Source organism: Algoriphagus sp. A40 (genome assembly GCF_002002735.1).
In the GTDB taxonomy this organism is placed as follows: domain Bacteria; phylum Bacteroidota; class Bacteroidia; order Cytophagales; family Cyclobacteriaceae; genus Algoriphagus.
In genome coordinates, this window is record NZ_MUNY01000037.1 from 12,321 (window position 1) to 32,640 (window position 20,320).

Below are 20,320 nucleotides of genomic sequence, written 5' to 3' on the forward strand. Positions count from 1 at the left end.
TTCCTCTTGACCACTAATCAAAAAAAAAGTTTCTAGAAATAATTCCTTCTAGAAGGTGAAATAGCTTTTGTTAGCTTGCTGATTGAAGAATAACCATCAATCGAATGAAAAAACAATTTCTGAAAGCAGGAATAGTTGGATTGCTGATGGCCGGATTTCTCTCGCAATCTGCCTGGTCCCAGAGTGACCCAACAGGAAAGCGAAGAGTGTCAGCCACCTACGCAATTACCAACGCAACAATTTTTGCAGCTCCGGGTCAGCAAGGGACCAAAGGAACGGTGCTTTTCCGGGAAGGTGTAATCCTTGGAATGGGCGCCAATCTTTCGCTTCCCAAAGAAGCACAAGTGATTCCGGGAGACTCACTCTTTATTTATCCGGGATTCATAGATGGTGCCGGAACCACCGGAATCACCAAGCCTAAGGATCTTGAGAGACCCAAGGATTTTGTATCCTCCTCTCCACCGGATGAAATCGCCGGAATTACCCCATGGAGATCAGCGTCCGACCAGTTTTCTATTGCAGGAAATCAAGTAGAGGACTGGAGAAAAGCAGGATTCACTATCAGTCAGGTGATGCCGGATGGTGGGATGATCCCTGGCAAAGCTTCTGTCATGCTATTGGGAAGCACAGGTTCAGTCAACGTTCTCCTCGAAAACACCGCCCTTGCGGCAAATTTCAGAGGTGCAAGAGGAATGTATCCTTCCACTCCTGTCGGTGTCATGGCGAAATTCCGTGAAGTGTACCAAAATACCACATTGGCTTTGGATCATTCCAAGCTTTATGCCTCCTCTACCGGGGTAAAAAGGCCTGAAATGACTCCGACCCAAGCAGGTATGTCAGCTGTTGTTCAACAACAAATCCCTGTGATTTTCACAGCCGCTACTGATTTGGAAGTGCGAAGAGCAATTTCACTTCAAAAGGAATTGGGCTTCAAACTGATCCTGTCCGGTTTGGAAAACTACGAATCCGTAATTGACCTGATCAAAAGTTCAGGTATTCCGGTTTTGATCAAATTGCAGGTACCGGATGACAAAGCTGTAAAAAGTCAAAAGGCAGACAGTGTGGTTACTTCTGATACTAAAGCCCAATACGAGCGAGTAAAGGAAGCTTATGATAAAGCCTTGAAGCAAGCTTCACTTCTGGAAAAAGCTGGAATTCCTTTTGGTTTCTCCACGGTCGATGCGAAGCCAGGCGATGCCATGAAGGCTGTGCAGGCTATGATCAAAAACGGACTGAGCGAGAAAGCAGCATTGGCTGCACTTACCACCAATCCCGCCTCCATTTTGGGTATCAGCAGAGTAGCAGGAACAATCGAAAAAGGCAAAATGGCCAATTTCGTTGTCAGCACAGATTCAATATTTAAAGAAGATGCACAGATTAAGCATGTCATAGTAGACGGGCATTTGTTCGACTATGAAGTGAAGAAAAAAGCTGCCAATGGAAACGGAAAATCCGAAATTGGACCTGTGACAGTGGCAGGCGTTTGGGAATATACCTCCGAAACTCCTGCCGGTTCTTCAAGTGGTGAAATCACACTCACTAAAGAAGGATCAGCCTATACAGGAAGTATTTCTTATGACGACCCATCCGGGTCAGGTAAAGTAACTGCACCGATAAAAAATGTATCGGTAAACGGCAAGACGCTCTCTTTCGAATTTGATGTCAATGCAGGTGGAAATAACCTCACTGTCACCATCACCGGAGAAATCATAGGAGCCACTATGGAAGGAACCATGTCTGTGGCTCAATTTGGCTCATTTCCGCTTACTGCTAAACTCTCTTCACCTAGCCTAAGTAATTAAACACATGAAAAAGCTCAATATTATACTTGCTGCTTTGTTGGGACTGGGGTTGAATTATTCCTATGCCCAAACGCCAAAAGGCAGTGTACTCATAAAAAATGCCACTGTGCTAACCGTCACCAAAGGAAATCTGGAAAACACAGATGTATTGGTGCAGGATGGAATCATCAAGCAAGTGGGACAAAATCTTGCAGCTCCATCTGGAATTCAAACGATAGATGCAAGCGGTAAATTTCTGATGCCGGGTATTATCGATGCTCACTCGCACGTAGCACTTGACGTGGTCAATGAGGCCTCCGCCCCAATCGTAGCCGAAGTGCGGATGAAAGATGTGGTCAATCCGTTTGAAATTGGAATCTATCGGGCTCTAGCCGGTGGGGTGACTATCTCTCACGCGATGCACGGGTCTGCAAACGTGATCGGTGGTCAAAATGCCACCCTGAAGCATCGCTGGGGTTCCGATGACCCTGCTGAGATTATCATGCAGGATGCTCCTAGGACGATCAAATTTGCCTTGGGTGAAAACCCAACCCGCGTTCACGGTCGTGGAAATGGCATCCAGCCAAGAACCCGTATGGGTGTGGAAGCTGTTTTGAGAAACGGTTTCAATGAAGCTCTTCAATACAAAAAAGGATGGGAAACCTACAATTCAGGAAAAGGTCAAAAAGGCAATACCTTGACTCCTCCGGTTTACAATGAGCGCCTTCAGACTTTGGCGGATATCCTGGATGGAAAAATCATCGTGCATTGCCACTCTTATCGCGCTGACGAAATCTACATGCTGATCAACGTGGCCAAGGATTTTGGAATCACTAAGCTTGTTTTCCAGCATACCAACGAAGGATTCAAAGTAGCACCGGAAATCGCCGAATACACTATGGGCGCTTCTGTTTTCGCAGATTGGTGGGCATACAAGATGGAAGTTTATTACTCCACTGCTTTCAATGCTGCAATTCTCCAGAGAAACGGTGTAATCACTTCTATCAACTCAGATTCTGCTGAGCTTATCCGTCACTTGTACCATGAGGCTGCCAAAACGCAGCGTTATGGAGGATTGACTGACGATGAAGCACTGTCCATGATTACTATCAACCCTGCCAAGCAATTGGGAATCGCTGACAAAGTTGGCTCAATCGAAGTTGGCAAGCAGGCGGATTTGGTGATTTTCGAAGGTCACCCACTTTCTTCTTACGCTGTTCCACAAATGACATTTGTCGACGGGGTCAAGTATTTTGACATCAAAGCTGACAAAGACGATCAGCGTCAGTTTGTAAGTGCTACCGAAATGGTGGAACCGGTTTTCCTTCACAGCGAAGAAGATCATCAGTGTCTCCAGGATGTCGATGCTTATTTCGAAGCGTTTCAGGGAGCTTTCCTGGAAGAAAAAAATTAATCACCCCGAAAATTCAAGAATATCATGAACCGAATTTTAAAAACCTTTTGTGCCTCCCTGTTAGCCTTGCTTCCAGTGGCTGCAATGGCTCAGATCGACGGGGAATTTGTAAAACCTCGTACAGGAAAATTCCTGCTCCAAAACGCCACCGTGGTGACTGTCACCAAAGGCACACTGAACAATACTTCTGTATTGTTGGAAAATGGCAAAATCTCTCAGGTCGGTACAAATATCAGCGCAGCAGATGCTGAGGTCATCGATTGCTCCGGAATGTTCATCTATCCGGGAATGATAGACGGCGGAACAAGACTCGGCTTGGTCGAAGTAAGTTCCGTTCCCGAGACTGTTGACTATGCTGAACTTGGAAATGTAACTCCAAACATGCAGGCTTTGACTACTGTCAATCCAAATTCTGAGGCCATCGGAATTACCCGGGTTTCAGGTGTCACCACAGTTCTTACAGTTCCTACCGGTGGACTTTTCCCAGGAACTGCCGCTCTGATCAATCTCAATGGCTATACCCCTGACCAGATGTATGGCGGATTTAAGGCTATCGTCATGAACTTCCCAAGCTCAGGACGTCGCGGTAGATTTGACCGCAGATCTGACGAAGATATCAAAAAAGACTCCGAGAAAGCTCTGAAAGAGGCAAATGAGATCTGGGACAATGCCAAAAAATACCTCGAACTCAAGAATGCTGGCGCTGAATTGCAGTACTATCCAGAAATGGACCAATTGTCCAAAGCCGTTTCAGGAGAGCTTCCACTATTGATTGTGGTGGATGCTGCCTCCGATATTCAAAATGCCATCAAATGGGTAGAAGGCAAAAACATCAAAGTGATCTTCTCTGGTGTTTCCGAAGGTTGGAGAGTCGCTGATGAAATCGCAAAAGCCGGAATTCCGGTAATCACCGGACCTGTTCAGGAGCTTCCTTCCCGTCAGTCTGACCGATATGATGCAGCTTATTCTAATGCAGGGAAAATGGCGAAAGCTGGAGTAAAAGTTGCCATCCGTACAGATGAGGAAGAAAACGTGAGAAATCTGCCTTTCCATGCTGCTTTTGCGGCAGCTTATGGATTGGGAAAAGAAGAAGCGCTGAAGGCCATTACAATCAACCCCGCTGAGATTTTCGGAATCCAGGACCAATACGGTTCTGTGGAAGCCGGAAAACGTGCCAATTTGGTTGTATCGACCGGTGATCCGCTGGAAACCAAATCCCAGATCATGCATGTATTCATCGATGGATACCGAATCCCGATGTCCAACAGACACATCCGCTTGTATCAGGAATTCCTGGAAAGATCCCCGGGCTTGAAAGCCAATTGATCAAAAAAGGCCATGGAAGTGATTCTGTGGCCTTTTTTTGTTTTCTAATTGAAATATTGGAAAATTGGAAGATTATGACCTTCGGTTCCTTTTTCCCAATTTTTCAATTTTCAAATTTTGCAATCTTTCAATTCTAAAAAATGAAACAAAAACTACTCGCCCTAACTACCGCCTCCCTCCTTTCAATCAGTGCTATTGCCCAGCAAGACGGATTCCTTCCCTCCCAGTTTGCGGAGCAGAAAAAGTTTGAAGTCGACTTCCTGAACGCAGTCAAACCTGACCGCTTCAAAGTCCACCTGACAGAACTTACCAAAAACCCGCACATTGCCGGAACACCGGAGAATGAACTGGTCAAAGACTATTTGGTCAAAATCATGGGTGATGCAGGCATGGGAGTGAAAGTTTGGCCTTATGACGTCTACCTTCCAAACCATCCCGGCAAATCCGAGCTTCAGATTATAAGTCCAGTTCAGATGACCCTTTCTCAAAAGGAAGGTGAACTTCCTGAGGACCCTTTTTCAGATGATCCAAGACTTCATTTGGGATTCAATGCTTTCTCCGGCAGCGGAGATGTAACGGCTGAAGTGGTGTATGTGAATTACGGCACCCGGGAAGACTTTATGAAACTCGCTGATATGGGCGTTCCTCTCGCTGGAAAAGTGGCCATTGCACGTTATGGAGGCAACTTCCGTGGATACAAAGCCAAATACGCCGAGCAATACGGCATGATCGGTTTGGTCGTCTACACTGATCCAAAAGACTCGGGATTTACCCGGGGGGAAGTTTATCCGAAAGGTCCATTTTTCAATGAAACCACCATTCAGCGTGGATCAATGTTGACCTTGGATTTCACCGGCGATCCCCTGACTCCCAACCGACCGGCTTTGCCTTTGGATGGGTCCAAGAAAGTTAAGCGGGATGATCCGGCTGATGTCGCCTTCCACACCATCCCAGTGACGCCAATCGGATACGGTGCTGCCAAAGAAATTCTGAGCAGAATGAGCGGTTCGGAAGCACCCGAAGCCTGGCAGGGAGGATTGGATTTCAAATACCGAATTACTGGAGGCACCGAGCTGAAAGTTCGCGTGATGGTAGACCAAAAGCCTGACTTTATCCGTGCCAATAACGTGATCGGCACCTTCGAAGGAAGCGAGTCTCCAGATGAATGGATCATTTTGGGAAGCCATTACGATGCCTGGTCCTTTGGTGCCACAGACCCCAACTCAGGCACTGCCATGCTTTTGACTTTTGCAGAAGCTTTGGGAGAATTGTATAAAAATGGCCAAAAACCTGCTCGATCAATCCTGATTGGACATTGGGATGCCGAAGAGCAAGGTGTAATCGGTTCCACGGAATGGGTAGAACATCTGAAGAAAGAACTGGGTGCAAAGGCTGTTTCTTACATGAATTTTGATGGTGGTGTATCCGGTCGAAACTTCGGTGCCGCAGCAGCTCCTACTTTGAAGAAACTGATCATCGATGCCTCTAAGGAAGTGGCCTATCCGGATTCTGCAAAAACAGTTTTTGATGTTTGGGCAGGAAAAAATCCTGAACCGGGTATCGGAAATCTTGGCGGAGGATCGGATCACATCGCTTTTTATATGCATGTAGGTGTCCCTTCTCTCAGTGGTGGTTCAGGCGGACCGACAGCCTATCACTCCAACTATGACAACCTCCACTACTATTCGAAGTTTTCTGATCCAAGCTTCAAAATGGGCGGAGCAGTAGCTCAACTCTTTGGATTAGTCGCTATCCGCCAAGCCAATGCCGCTGTGATTCCATACGACGTCCCCCGCTATTCCAAAGACCTCAAAGGGCATTTCGAGCAAGCCGTAAAAAACGTCAAAACCATCGATCCCAACTTCGCAGGCTTTGACCAAGTTGAGGCTGCTCTGGCCAAACTGGAGGCCAGTTCGGAAGCATACAAAAAGATACTTCATCAATCCATTTCCGAGGAAACCATCCATTCCAGCCATTTACCGAAAATCAATACCGGATTGATTGGTTTGGAAAAAAGCTGGATTGATCCCAAAGGAATGTACTACGGTGAATGGTACAAATCGCTCTATGTCTGCAATGACCCCTTTTCAGGCTATGCATCCTGGATTCTTCCTGGGATCCAGTATGAGGTGGCCATCAAAAACACCGCCCGACTGGAAGAATGGGATACGCGATATGCCAAGGCTATTTTGGATCTGAGCAAAAAGATCGATCAGCTGACCAAGCTTTTGGAACCTAAAAAAATCAGATAAACCCGAAACCGCCGAGTGAGAACTTGGCGGTTTTTTTCATTCAATAAGTTGTGATTAAATTTAACTATGGAAAACAAAGATGTCCGCTGGAAACAACGGTTTCAAAATTTCAAGAAAGCCTTTCTTCAGCTAGAAAAAGCGGTAAATACTCCTGATTTGAATGAGTTGGAACGGCAGGGATTGATTAAAGCATTTGAGTTTACCTATGAATTAGCTTGGACTACTTTGAAGGATTATTTGGTAGAAATGGGATACGCGGAATTGATTGGGTCAAAAGACACCTTTCGGCAAGCATTCCAGACTGGATTAATTTCTGATGGTGAGGTGTGGATGGAAATGGTCAAAAGTAGAAATCTAACTTCCCACACCTATAATCAAGACACAGCCGAATCGATTGAAGAAGATGTGATTACGACTTATTACCCTCTATTAAAACAACTGATTAACAAGCTGGAAACTATCCAATGAACCAATCCACTCAACATAATGTCCTGGCTTCTGAATTGGGGTTGAAAGACTCTCAATTGGAGGAAATCCGAAACTTTGCCGATAAAAATCCTGCAATCGAGGAAGTGATAGTTTATGGATCTCGGGCTAAAGGAAACTATCGGCCGGGTAGTGATGTGGATTTGATCTTGGTGGGAAAAGATCTCAAACTGGCAGACCAACTTTCTTTTTGGAATGATCTGGACGACAGCTACCAGCCTTATTTTTTTGATGTGGCAATACTCCACCAAATTCAAAACGATTCTCTTTTAGAGCATATCGAACGGGTTGGTAAAAAGATCTTTGTGAGGGAAGTCTAGGATTCAACCTTAAACATTTTTGAAAAGGCTTTCCCATTTTCAGCGGTTCTTTCCATTCGGATTTTTTCGTGAATTCATTTTATCCAAATCTCACTTTAATTCAATCGGAATCACCTGATAAATTGGATCCCCATCCTCAGTAATCCCTTCAATTCGCACCTTGATATTGGATATTCCATAAGGAATCTTGATGCTGAGTTTCAGCTCTCCGTTTTCAGTTTTGGCCAGTGGGTCCCAATATAGTGTGGCCTTTTTCCGAAGGTATTGGTCTTTGGGTGGGTTTATTGGGAACTCAGGAAATGAAGTATAGCCTTTGATTGGAAAAATCCCAAATCCCTCGGAATTGAACTTTCGTTCACTTTCCGGACCGGTGCGGGAACCGTTTTTGGTTTCTATCATCAAGACTCCTGAGTAGCCAGCCATCCCAAAGACTACATTCGAAATATTGTCATTGTAAGCCTTGATGGATTTGAGCTGTGAGGGATCAAATCCCAATACTATTTCCCTGAATTCCTCTTTCCCCAAAAAAGGCCGGGATACTCCGTCAATAATCAATAAAGGTGAACCCGTTTGCTCACCGTAGGTGAAGTTTCTAAACTTAAGCGTGGACATATTTAGCCTCAACAGCCCCAGGATTTCCCCCCAACTCTTTGTTTCCAGATCCCCGGGACCGATTTCTTGATTGGGATCTCCATACCCGTAATTCTGATCCGCCAGCGTCTCTTCTTCCTTTTCGCCTTCTTTGACAAATTCTTCCAACTCAAAAAATTCCCCGGAAAGATCTAGCAAAGCTTCCTCCTCCTTAGGTTTCAATATGACTTGATAAGGTATCTTGGGAAATGAACCCCTGAAAACAGGAGCTGCAAAAGGCACCAATTCCACTTTGCCATGGGGTTTTAGTTTCTCATCCACAGCAGCGATGGCAATCTGGGCAGAATCCTGAAACTGGAGTCCTGTGGCCCAGAACCTTCCGGAAGAGTCAGATTGCACTTGTCCATAATCCTCCAAGTCACCTCGGACCACAGTAATAGCTGAAGCCATTGGATCCTTTTTCTTTTCCGGAAAAAATTTCCCCTCAACCGAAATCCCATACTCAATCGGGAAGGGCATTTCGCTGTCAAACGTTTCTTTCAGGTCCTGGTCCACCCAGTCAAGTCCATTCTCCAGTCGAAATTTGGGGTCTGACTCTGTGAAATGGGTCCCTTCCAATCCGGCGAAAAGCAGATCTGCCTCCACAGGATTCCCATAAGAATCACTGGCGTTCAACACCAAATCCAAGACGCGATAGGAGACCGAATCCACCAATTCATAGTCATGAACAAGCCCAATATTGCCAAAAAGGACTTCCTCATCCGATTCTTGGTCCGCTAGGATTTCATTGGAATCCAAAACTGGAAAAGGAAGTTGGAAGATATCCATTTCACCGTAATTCAGACTCCAGCGGGTATAGGCTCTGAGGAGGTAATTCCCTTTGCGAAGCGTATCAGAAAGCACCAATCCGGCGGAGATTTTGGCGTTTTGGATCGGGTAAACCTCCTTGTGGACAGTTTTCAATTGATCATTTAGAATATCCACATAGACCACACGGCTCAGGGTATCCTGCATGGCGGGATTTTGGTAAAGCATTTTCCCGCCAAGCCAAAGGGTCTCTCCTGGATAGTAAAAAGACTTATTGGTTGTCAACCAAGGCTTTTCTCGTAGGTTATTAAGCTTAATGTACCTGTTTTGGAAAACCTGAAAATCCTCCATGAATCCGGCAAAACTCTCATCCGGCATAAAATCCAAAGGCAGAGATCTGGCGACACGCTGCCGACCCATAAATCCGGAAAGCACCAACTGGGTGGGATGTAGCAGGGTACCGCTTCGATCCACGTCAAAGTAGCCGGATGGGGCCATAATCCAGGAGATGGCATGGTAAATATTGGTGTAATAATCATTTAGCCAAGGCTTGTTCAGATGATGAACCTCTATCCTCTCAGGCAGAAAGATCCTGTAAATTCCATTGCCAAGTGGTTTAGTATAGACAAATTCAAGCATGACCGGAATGATTGATTTGTTGAGTTCATAGTAGAAGTCGTTGGTCCGGTCTTCACGCGGGATGCCTGGTTTGGCCTGATAGAGTTCAAAACCTTGGGAACCGGAATTTTTAAGGAGCATGGAAAGAGCCAGATGCCTCACCGAATTCAGGTAATTCAATTCTTTTCCTTCCTTCCAATTCTCTTCCGCGACAGAATCCTCAGGCTCAAGCTCCTGGTAAAATGCCTGTCCGTAAAACCTTGAGGCATTTCGGAGCATACGAAAGTCCTGCAGGTGATAATCAATCTGGTAGCCCAAAGCTTTATTGACCACTTGTAAAGGCTGCTGTGCACTTGCCTGGGTGTAGTTGAATCCCTTGTCTGGCTTGACCGTTTCAAAATCAAGTACCCAGGGATTCAGGATTTCGATGTCACGGCCATAAGGATCATCGGGCACCGCCAAAAAAACCTCTTTGAACATCTTATAATTTCTCTCCCAACTCCTGTCACGTTTGGCTTTCAACTCTACTTCAGAAAGGTTGTCTTCGAGAAACTCCAGTTCAAATACCTGACTGATCACCTGTTTTCCACTCCGCTTGATCACGACACTGGAAGTTTTGTAGCCTATAAAAGATGCCACCAACTCGAAATCCTCCGGAATCTTACCCTTGATTTCAAATCTGCCGTCCTTGTCTGTAGCAGCCCCAATGGTGGAATTGTTGATAAAAACGTTTGCAAAAGGAAGCGGAAGACCTGTACTCTTTTCCTTCACCAATCCAGTGATGGTCTGCGAAACAGCTAAATGAGTCAAAAAGAAAAAAACAGCAAAAAGAATTTTACGCATTTAGGTCAATTGGGCATTAGAATACTAATAATCAGTAAACTAGTTGATTTTAGCAAATATTTCCTTCTCTGGTCTGTGCCTTTACTGAAGTAATCACTTCCAACTCCCTGGATTTGTTCAGAATTTCAAATCTATTGTTCGATATCGTGACAGGCCCTTTGATGCGAACGGTTGGATTTGGAAAGAGAGGCACATTTTATCGCTTGGAACATCTTTTGAGTCATTGATGTAAAACCACAAATCCATGCTGACCTTCATCCTCTGGTGCATTCTCTTTATCATTTGTTGGCCTATCGCCATTGCTGCACTGATCCTCTATCCATTTGTCTGGCTTTTGTTGCTCCCCTTCCGACTATTGGGATTTGCTGTTGAGCTAAGCTTTGACCTGGTTCGGAATATTTTTATGCTCCCCTTCCGGATTTTGGGAGTAAAATAGAAAAGTCCATTTCCCGAAGAAAATGGACTTCACATTCCTACAAATCCAATTAATTCACCCCAACAGCTGCTCCAGCGTTTAGATTTCCATAACCATATTGTGAATTTCGATTCGGAAAAAGCGCCGATGTAGACCTTAGCCTATCCAACACCTGTGTCCGATTCCACCCGGGATTTTTTGCCCATACCAAAGCTGCGATTCCGGAAGCGGTTGATGCAGCTACAGAGGAACCACCGACTGTAGAAGGGCTATTTCCGGAGTCTGCGACTGTGATCGGTTTGGTGTTGGTTCCAGCCCTTTCCATTATGACTGTAAATTCAACTTTTGAACCGGAATGACAAGTATCACATCGTTGATAGCCGATACCTTCTTTCACCCCGGTCACAGCCACAGTTTCGGCCATGGTGGCAGGAAATATCACTCCAAACCAATTGGTGAATGAAGTGGAAGTCCCAGCTGCAGCAAAGATCAGTTTGCCACGATTGTATGCATAACGAACCGCATCAGCAACTTTGGAATTGGAAAAAACATCACCGATGGACATGCTGATAATTTTGACATCAGTTCTATTACCTAGCAAGACTAAGGCTTCTGCCACACCATTCTTTTCATCTGAAGTATTAACGATCACATCGCTTGTGCCTCTGACCGAGATCAGATTGGAATTGTAAGCGACACCTACAGCATTGCCAACGGTATTTCGAGGAGAACCAACAACTCCGGCCATTGCTGTACCGTGTCCGCATTGGTCGTTTGGACCATCATAGTTTTTCCAGATCAAAAATCCGGTTTTGAAGGTTCCGAATTTCAGAAGTGTCCTGCCCGAAGATTCTCCCGAATTGAAGGAAGATCCGAACAAGGACTGGTTGGGAGAAAGTCCGGTGTCAATCACTCCAACTGTAATTCCCGCTCCGGTACTTTGAGCCCAAGCTTGGGTGATTCCCATTTGGGGATAGTTCCAGGAAGCTTTTGCCTCGGGAGAAACGACGGAATAATCAGAAGCAGAAAGATTTGACTGAGGTTCATTGGAGCATCCCGAATCACTTGTGATCCTTCCGTAGGGATTATCACCGTTGAGCAGCTCGTAATTAAACTGGTAACCTACCGGCTCAAAATACCTCACCTCGGGCATTTTACGGAGATTCTGAAGCACTTCAAAATCCGCGATTTTCACTTCGAGGTAAGGAAGTGATCCATGGATTTCTGCCTCTTGACCCTTCACCCGGTAAGTTGGGCTTTCATTTTTCTCCAAAGTCTCAGAGATCATACTTACAATCTTTGAAGCTGAGAATTGCCAGGACTCGCTCTTCACATCATCCAGCCCAATCCTGGAATTTGGCTGCTGGAGCTCGGAAGGTTTATACCCGATTGTCAAAATAGAATCCCCGTACATCAGTGCACTGAAAAGCAGCAGGTCACTTTGCTCCATCCATACAAAATCTCCGGTTTCCTGGATTGACTTGAGAATGATCTGATCAATTTCCGATTGGGGAATCAGGTCATTTTTCACCTCATTTTTCTCCGAAAGGGAGACCGACGGCTTTTCTTCCTGAGTACAGGAAAAAACTAAAATAGCCCCAAAGATCAGGGCTGGGTTGATTTTGAGTTTTAAAAACATGGCTAAAAAAGAGTTATATAAATTGATCATCAGGAAGTTACCTGATTTAAATCCGGAAGTAAAATTGAGAAGCACATTTTTAATCCGGCTCAAATTCCCTCCTCCACTAGCCCATTCTTTGGGGCTGATAAAAGTCATGAAATCTGCTGTTGAGTTTGGATAGATTGCACGACACATCCCTTAATTTCTTTTCAAAATCCTTTTTGTATGAGCAAAAGCGCTAAAGACATCAAGCCCTTAAGTCCTGAGGAGTGGGAAAAATCATGGCAAGAGCACTGGGCGAAATCCCAGATGAATTATGAATTACCTCCCAACCTCAGTAAAAAACTAAAGGATGAAAGGGAGTTTCTTTCCCAAACCAGAAGTCCTCAAAAGGACAAAAAGAAGCTGGAAAAAGTCAACAAGGAGTTTGAAATGGCTTTAAAAAAAATGGACAAAATCGGGCCTGCGGTGACTGTGTTTGGTTCGGCAAGATTTCGACCCGGAGATGAATATTACGAACTGGCCAGGAAGACCGGAGAAGTGTTTGCCAAAGCAGGCTTTTCGGTATTGACAGGCGGTGGTCCGGGTGCCATGGAAGCTGCCAATAAGGGGGCTTTTGAAGTGGGAGGAAAAACCTACGGACTCAACATCATCCTTCCTAACGAGCAGGACCCCAATCCCTATGTGGACGATACGATTGAGTTCAATCACTTTTTTGTGCGCAAGACGATGTTGGTCAAGTATTCCTGTGCATACGTCGTAGTGCCTGGAGGATTGGGAACTTTGGACGAGCTGTTTGAAGCAGCTACCTTAATCCAGTGCAAGAAAATCGGTCCATTTCCACTCATTTTGATAGGTCAGGAGTTCTGGAAAGGCTTACGGGATTTTGTCGGCTTCATGGCCGATCAAGGGGTGTTCTCCCCTGAAGAAGTTGGGTTTTCCAAAATTGTGGACACTCCGGAAGAAGCCGTGGAGTTAGTTCTGAAAAGCATTCCCAAGGATCTTCAAAAAATCCTGGATAAAGAAAAAAACAAGCTGAAGCCTCGAAAGTCCAAAAAGTCAAAGAAGTAAAAAAGACGGGAGACCAGAGTTAGCCGAATAAAAAAAACGTTTTTGTTCAACTTTGGTACAATACCTTAAACCCAATAATTATTTAACTCCATTAAAATTATAAAATGATAGTCAAACTTTTTGGTGCTGCTGGAGGTGAAGTGACCGGCTCATGCTACTTAGTCCGAACAGAAAAGTCCGCCATTTTAATTGACTGCGGGATGTTTCAAGGCGGAAGAGATTCAGAAGCCAAAAACCTGCTTCCCGAAGGGGCAAGACCCGACCAAGTTCAGGCGGTTTTATTAACCCACGGACATTTGGATCATACCGGAAGAGTGCCTCTTTTGATCAAACATGGATTCAAAGGCCCGATCTTTAGCACCATCCAAACCCTGGAAATGAGTCAGATTATTCTCGAAGATTCCGCCCGACTCCAAGATGCCGATGCTGAGCGCCAAAACCGAAAGCATTGGGAACCCGGCAAACCTCTTGTCGAACCCCTGTATGAACCTGAGCATGTGGAAAAAATGAGGGACTTGATTAAGCCTATTTCATTTGGGATTTCGATTCAGATCACGGAAGATATTTCAGCAAGATGGATCGAAGCAGGACACATGCTGGGTTCAGGATGCATTGAGCTGATAGTGGAAGAGGATGGAAAAAAGAAAGTCATTGCTTTTTCGGGTGACCTTGGCCCATTGAATTTGCCTTTGCTTCGCCCTTTTGAACATTTCCAACAGGCGGATTTGGTTTTTATGGAGTCGACCTATGGAGACAGAAACCATAAATCTTACGAGGAAACAGTTGCTGATTTTGAGCAGATCGTCAAAGATGTAAGTGAAAACGGGGGAAAGATTCTAATTCCGACTTTCGCAATCGGCAGAGCTCAGCAATTGCTTTATCATATGGCTGAAATCTACAATTCCGGAAAAATAAAGCCATTTCCAGTCTATTTGGACAGCCCGATGGCAATCCGTGCCACGGAAGTTTATCGAAATCACCAGGATTTGTTAGATGAGGAGTTTCAAGTTCTAAAACAAAGAGGCGCTTTCCCGGTCGATGAGCACTATTTTATTTCCAGTCCAAGCGGAGAATCATCCAAAGCCCTCAATGAGCTTAGCGGCCCCTGTATGATTTTGGCGGGTGCGGGGATGTGTAACGGTGGCCGGATTTTGCACCACCTCCGCCACAACCTCAGGGATCCAAATACCCATATCGTTATTGTAGGATTTCAATCCCAGGGTTCTTTGGGCCGAAAACTGGTGGAAAAGGCCGAATCGGTAAGGATTTTTGGCGAAGAGATTCCAGTGAATGCAAAAGTTCACACCTTAAATGGCTTCAGTGCTCATGCTGGACAATCCGAATTATTGGAATGGTTTTCTTATCTCGCACCCTCCAAGCCTAAATTGGCGTTGGTACATGGGGAAGACCGCGCTCGTGTGATCCTGGCCCAATTGATTGAGGAAAAATTCGGAATCCGTCCGGAACTTCCTGAAATCGGCGATGTGATTGAAATTTAGAAATAGAAAAAACTTAAAGTTCTATCGAACATGAATCAACTCAGAACAATTGAAAATAGTATTAGTAGGATTTGCCTGACGCTGGCACTTTTGCTCCTTTCTGCCACCATAAGCCTTGCTCAGGTGGGCTGGCCCAAGGATATTTTTGCAAAAAACGGAGCAAAAATTACGGTTTATCAACCGCAACCGGAATCCATGACTGGCAACCAAATGGTGGGGCGCTCCGCCTTTTCTGTAGAGGAAACAACCGGAAGTGAATTGATATTTGGAGTATTCTGGTATTCTGCCACCATGCATACAGATCGGGACTCCCACATGATGACGTTGGAAAGCATAAAAATTACTGACGTAAAACTGCCGGGAGTTGAAGACCAGGAAAAGATTACCAAACTGAAATCCTTATTGGAAACTGAAATTCCGCTTTGGGGACTCGAATCCACCCTAGAAGAAATCAACGCAACAATTGAAATTGATCAAATCAATGTAAGTGAGGGACTTAACAATGAAGCTCCGGATATTTTTTATGCCGAAGAACCGACTTTGTTATTACTTTTTGACGGAGAACCCAAAACAGAGCAGGACAAAGACCTGAAAATGAGCCGGGTAATCAACACAGCTTTCCTGATTTTACAAGCCGCTGAAGACAAAAAGTACTACTTATATGCCGGTCAAGGTTGGTACTCCTCGTCTCAGATCAAGGAGGGCTATGCCCTGACATCCAAGCTTCCCAAGTCCATAACTGAGGTGGATAAGCAAATCAAAGAGCAACAAACAGAAAAACCCAACACTAAGGTCAAAGCTCCCAAAAAGGTGATTTCCAGCACTACCCCTGCCGAAATCATCCAATCCGATGGCAAGGCAGATTTTAAAAGCATCGAGGGAACGAACTTGCTTTATATGTCCAACTCAGACAATAATATCTTCAGATACCTCGATGACCAAAAATACTATTTGTTGCTTTCCGGCAGATGGTACGCTTCAGGAAAACTGGAGGGGTCATGGGAATACATCGCTGCGGAAAAGTTACCTACTGAATTCGCCAAAATCCCTGAAAATTCTGAAAAAGGAATTGTCCTTGCCAGTGTGCCGGGCACCCAGGCCAGTTTGGATGCGATTCACGATGCACAGGTTCCACAGACAGCCAAAGTAGACCGTGCAAAAGCGACTTTGGAAGTCACTTACGATGGCGAGCCCAAATTTGAAAAGATTGAGGGGACTTCCCTGGATTTGGCAATGAACACCAAAAGCACTGTACTTAAATCCGGCAACAAGTATTACGCGGTAGACAATGGGATCTGGTTTGTAGCCTCCAATGCCAAAGGCCCCTGGAAGGCAAGTGACGAACGACCAAAAGATGTAGATGATATTCCAGCCACTTCACCTGCCTACAATGTCAAATATGTCTACATCTATGAATCAACTCCTGAGGTGATCTATGTAGGATACACTCCGGGATATATGGGAAGCTACGTCTATGGTCCAACTGTGGTTTATGGCACCGGTTATTATTACAATCCATGGTACGGACCCTATTACTATCCCCGTCCGGTAACTTATGGATTCAGTATGCATTACAATCCCTGGACCGGCTGGAGCATGGGCTTCACTATGAGTTATGGATTTTTCACCTTTGGTATTTATGGTGGGGGCGGATACTGGGGACCTGGAGCCTACAGACCTCCTTATTATGGAGGAGGATATGGAAACAATGTCTTTATCAACAACGGGGATATCAATATCGACCGCTCCAATAATATCTACAATAATAGAGACCATGTGTCCACCCGTGATGTTCAGCGTGGAGACAGAGGGAATTCAGCAACTACCAGACCTGCAACAGGACAAAGACCAAGCACGCAACCTGGAGTTTCCACCAATGACAGAAACAGAACTTCTGGTGCCGGAACACCTTCAGCTTCCCAACAGCCAGCAAACCGGGGGGCAATGGCTGGTGCCGGGACCCGAGATGTATATTCAGACAAAAGCGGAAACGTATATAACCGGGATACTAACGGAAATTGGAGTCAGCGGCAGGGAAATTCTTGGCAACAAACCAATAATCAGCCTTCCCAGATGAATAAAGACTACCAAAATCGCCAGCGAAGCACTACTCAAAACCAAAGCTTTCAGCAAACCAACCGAGGAGGTAATATGGGTGGTGCCCGTGCAGGCGGCGGAGCACGAGGAGGCGGAGGCCGAATGCGATAAATTCAAAAGCCCGGAGGATTGAATTCCCCCGGGCTTTTTATTTTTTTGTGGATCCGATTTTACATCAGTATTAAAAAATTTACCAATTGGTCTCGACAAGCTCGACCACCGGAATATTGTTTAAAGTTGGGGAATGGGAGGAAAATGCGGCTGAGCCGCATTTTCCTCCCATTCCCTTATTAGCCACAATCTCGGTGGCCGAGCGAAGTCGAGGCCATTTTGACCTTTTGGCAAAGAAGCGGATAACCAGATATTTTTTTATGAAAACTGGAACTTAAGAGCCATTCCTAGAACTGAACTTTAATCACTGATCTCCGCGACTGCAAACTGATCACTGCTCACTTCCTTTCCTCGGTTCCCGGGTTCCTTCAAAAAGCTCATATTTCAAAAGGCGGCAATCAATCGTTCCGTTCCAAAATTCAATTCTTCGGCTTGCTTTCAATCCGACTTTTTTGGCCAGTTCCAGATTTCCGGTAAAAATATAGCCCCGATAACCCGCACACTTTTGCTTCATAAAGTCCCCCATCCGCTTGTAGGTGATTTCCAACTCGTCGTTTTCACCCAATCGCTCGCCATATTCCGGATTGAACATAATCACGCCACGGGGTCTTTCCGGAATTTCAGTCTCTGCAAAATCACAGGTTTGAAATTCAATCATGTGGTCCACACCGGAGAAGGCTGCATTTTCCTGGGCGAAGGAAATCGCCTGAAGTGAAATATCAGAGGCAATGATTTTTACCTCAGTTGCTTCCACGATTTTACCTTCCAGTTTTTTCTTTTTAGCCTGAAAAGCTTCCTCACTATAGCCCAAAATATGTTGAAAGGAATAATGATCCCGAAACAAACCCGGATAGCGCTTAGTGGCCATCAGCGCGGCTTCGATTGCCAAAGTCCCCGAACCGCACATCGGATTGATGAAGGGTACACGGGTATTCCATTCGGTAGCATAAATCGTTGCAGCAGCCAAAGCTTCCATCATCGGAGCTTTTCCAGGTATTTTGCGATAGCCATGCTTGGCCAATGTCTCTCCGGAAGTGTTGATGTAAACCGAAGCCTGAGTTTCTTTCCAATATACCTGAATCACCAGACCGTCGAAATCCGAACCGGAGTCCGGCCTTCTCCCTTTTTGCTCCCGAAAACGGTCCACGATCGCATCTTTCACCTTGACATTGACGATGAGCGGAGTGGTGATGGATTCATTCTCCGCAACTGAATTCACCGAAAAGTAGCCATCCACATCCAGGTATTCCTCCCAGGCGATGGATTTGAATTTTCGGTAGATGTCCTCTGCATTCTGCAAGTAAAAGGATTTAATCTCATACAGCACGTGCGAGGCTGTCCGCAAATGAAGGTTGAGATCCATGCAATCCTCCAAACTGGCCCGAAGTTCGATCCCGGTTCGAATGACAGAGGTCGGCACAAATCCCAATTCACGAACTTCCTGCTCCAGGTAAGTGACCGAACGATCTTTGCAGGTGATAAAAACTTTTCCTTTTATGTTAAAATCAATCATGCGCAAAAGTAAGAATTGGCTCGGGAGTTTTCCGATAAAATGAAGCAATTGACCATTTATCCGTTTCGGATACAAAACTCGCAATCGATTCCGTAAATTGAAAATGAATTGGGTTGCCCAAGCAGGACTTAATCAGGAATTTTAACCAGTACCCAAAACCAAAAAAACAATGAACTACATGTTAAGAAAGAGCATTTTCTTTCTCTCAAGTTTGGCAATATTGAATAGTGCCCAAGCTCAAAAAGGCGAAAAAGATTGGAAAAATCTATTTAATGGCAAAGATCTAACTGGTTGGAAAGCCGTCGCAGGAACTGCTAAATACGAAGTGGTAAACGGAGAAATCGTAGGTACCTCCGTGGCCAAATCTCCCAATACCTTTTTGATCACCGAAGAGACTTACGGGGATTTTATCCTGGAATTGGAATTGAAAGTAGAAGACCTCACCAGCAACTCCGGTGTGATGGTCAGAGGACAATTTGACCCCGCTGCCCGTGAAGGCAAAGGACTTGTTTTCGGCTATCAGATCGAATGTGATCCATTGGAAAGAGCCTGGACAGGTGGAATTTACGATGAAGCCCGAAGAGGATGGTTGTATCCATTGGATCTAAACCCTGCAGCAAAAACTGCCTTTAAAATGGGTCAGTACAATAAATATCGCATTGAAATGATCGGTGGAGAGATCAAAACTTGGGTCAATGACCAAGAGGTGGCTTACGTGGTGGATGATATGGACAAGACCGGATTTATCGGCTTGCAGGTTCATAGTGTCAAGGATGAGCACGCAGGAAGGAAAACCTACTTCAGGAACGTCCGAATCAAAACAACTAACCTGGATCCAAAACCATTCAAAAACCCCATTTATGTAGTCAACACACGCGACAATGAACTGACTGCCCATGAAAAATCCAACGGTTGGAAATTGCTTTTCGATGGAAAAACCAGTGAGGGTTGGAGAAGTGGCAAAAGTGAAAGTTTTCCTGAATTCGGCTGGTCAACAACAAACGGTGAACTTGCCATAGCAGCTACCCGAGGGGATGACAAGCGTCCTGGCGACATCGTGACCATAGAAAAATACGCTGCATTCGATTTCTCTTTTGACTTCAAATTTGCCGAAGGAGCCAATAGCGGAGTGAAATACTTTGTAACGCTTTCCGAAGGAAACACCGGTTCTGCCAGCGGTTTGGAATATCAGGTTTTGGATGACGAAAAACATCCGGATGCAAAAAACGGAATTGCCGGCAACCGAACACTTTCTTCCCTGTATGACCTGATCACATCCTCCAAAACCGCACGTCACACAAAAGGTGCTGGAGAATGGAACAAAGGCCGTATTGTTGCCTATCCAGACAACCGGGTAGAACATTACCTCAACGGCGTGAAAGTCCTTGAATATGTGCGTGGATCAAAGGAATATCTTGACTTGGTGGCAAATTCAAAGTATAAGGAAATCAAAAACTTTGGACAAGCTTCTGAGGGATTCATTCTGCTTCAAGACCATTCTGATGATGTGAGGTACAAAAACATCAAAATCAGAAAACTGAAATAAACCTCTAAT

The 20,320-nt window shown here is 45.1% G+C and carries 14 protein-coding genes; 11 read left to right on the forward strand and 3 right to left on the reverse strand.

The features are described 5' to 3' along the window. Window positions 1–104 precede the first annotated feature (104 nt). From B0E43_RS25615 to B0E43_RS25640, 6 genes are all read left to right on the forward strand, one after another. A complete protein-coding gene (locus tag B0E43_RS25615) occupies window positions 105–1,802 on the forward strand; it encodes an amidohydrolase family protein (protein WP_077346894.1) in 1,698 nt (565 codons plus the stop codon). Window positions 1,803–1,806: 4 nt separating this feature from the next. Beyond that, window positions 1,807–3,195, forward strand: a complete 1,389-nt coding sequence (locus B0E43_RS25620) for an amidohydrolase (RefSeq protein WP_077346896.1) — start codon at window positions 1,807–1,809, stop codon at window positions 3,193–3,195. Window positions 3,196–3,219: 24 nt separating this feature from the next. Next, window positions 3,220–4,521, forward strand: coding sequence for an amidohydrolase family protein (locus tag B0E43_RS25625; protein WP_077346898.1), 1,302 nt, complete (start codon window positions 3,220–3,222; stop codon window positions 4,519–4,521). Between the two features lie 140 nt (window positions 4,522–4,661). Continuing rightward, a complete protein-coding gene (locus tag B0E43_RS25630) occupies window positions 4,662–6,773 on the forward strand; it encodes a M28 family peptidase (RefSeq protein ID WP_077346900.1) in 2,112 nt (703 codons plus the stop codon). Window positions 6,774–6,839: 66 nt separating this feature from the next. Next, on the forward strand, window positions 6,840–7,241 hold the full coding sequence (locus tag B0E43_RS25635) for a nucleotidyltransferase substrate binding protein (RefSeq protein ID WP_077346902.1): 402 nt from the start codon (window positions 6,840–6,842) through the stop codon (window positions 7,239–7,241). Continuing rightward, the gene (locus tag B0E43_RS25640; RefSeq protein ID WP_077346904.1) at window positions 7,238–7,579 is read left to right on the forward strand and encodes a nucleotidyltransferase domain-containing protein; all 342 of its coding nucleotides are present in this window, start codon (window positions 7,238–7,240) and stop codon (window positions 7,577–7,579) included. The genes B0E43_RS25635 and B0E43_RS25640 overlap by 4 nt, the downstream gene beginning before the upstream one ends. Before the next feature lie 90 nt (window positions 7,580–7,669). Here the strand turns inward: B0E43_RS25640 and B0E43_RS25645 are convergent, their stop codons facing one another. Continuing rightward, a complete protein-coding gene (locus tag B0E43_RS25645) occupies window positions 7,670–10,438 on the reverse strand; it encodes a carboxypeptidase-like regulatory domain-containing protein (RefSeq protein ID WP_077346906.1) in 2,769 nt (922 codons plus the stop codon). Between the two features lie 244 nt (window positions 10,439–10,682). Here B0E43_RS25645 and B0E43_RS25650 point away from each other — a divergent pair, with 244 nt between their 5' ends. Next, a complete protein-coding gene (locus tag B0E43_RS25650; RefSeq protein ID WP_077346908.1) occupies window positions 10,683–10,874 on the forward strand; it encodes a hypothetical protein in 192 nt (63 codons plus the stop codon). Between the two features lie 49 nt (window positions 10,875–10,923). Here the strand turns inward: B0E43_RS25650 and B0E43_RS25655 are convergent, their stop codons facing one another. Beyond that, window positions 10,924–12,630 (reverse strand): S8 family serine peptidase, encoded by a 1,707-nt coding sequence (locus B0E43_RS25655; RefSeq protein WP_254423354.1) that lies wholly within the window; start codon window positions 12,628–12,630, stop codon window positions 10,924–10,926. Window positions 12,631–12,699: 69 nt separating this feature from the next. Here B0E43_RS25655 and B0E43_RS25660 point away from each other — a divergent pair, with 69 nt between their 5' ends. From B0E43_RS25660 to B0E43_RS25670, 3 genes are all read left to right on the forward strand, one after another. Continuing rightward, window positions 12,700–13,545 (forward strand): TIGR00730 family Rossman fold protein, encoded by an 846-nt coding sequence (locus B0E43_RS25660; RefSeq protein ID WP_077346910.1) that lies wholly within the window; start codon window positions 12,700–12,702, stop codon window positions 13,543–13,545. Window positions 13,546–13,649: 104 nt separating this feature from the next. Beyond that, complete coding sequence (locus B0E43_RS25665) at window positions 13,650–15,044, forward strand: MBL fold metallo-hydrolase (RefSeq protein ID WP_077346912.1); 1,395 nt, start codon at window positions 13,650–13,652, stop codon at window positions 15,042–15,044. 30 nt (window positions 15,045–15,074) lie between these two features. Then, entirely contained in the window at window positions 15,075–17,252 is a 2,178-nt protein-coding gene (locus B0E43_RS25670; RefSeq protein ID WP_077346914.1) for a hypothetical protein, read from the forward strand. Between the two features lie 331 nt (window positions 17,253–17,583). Here B0E43_RS25670 and B0E43_RS25675 read toward each other — a convergent pair whose 3' ends face one another. Then, entirely contained in the window at window positions 17,584–18,765 is a 1,182-nt protein-coding gene (locus B0E43_RS25675; RefSeq protein ID WP_077346916.1) for a class I SAM-dependent RNA methyltransferase, read from the reverse strand. 178 nt (window positions 18,766–18,943) lie between these two features. On the opposite strand from B0E43_RS25675, the gene B0E43_RS25680 reads away from it, so the two are divergent. Continuing rightward, window positions 18,944–20,311: a DUF1080 domain-containing protein gene (locus tag B0E43_RS25680; RefSeq protein ID WP_077346918.1), complete on the forward strand. Its 1,368-nt coding sequence runs from the start codon at window positions 18,944–18,946 to the stop codon at window positions 20,309–20,311. Window positions 20,312–20,320 lie beyond the last annotated feature (9 nt).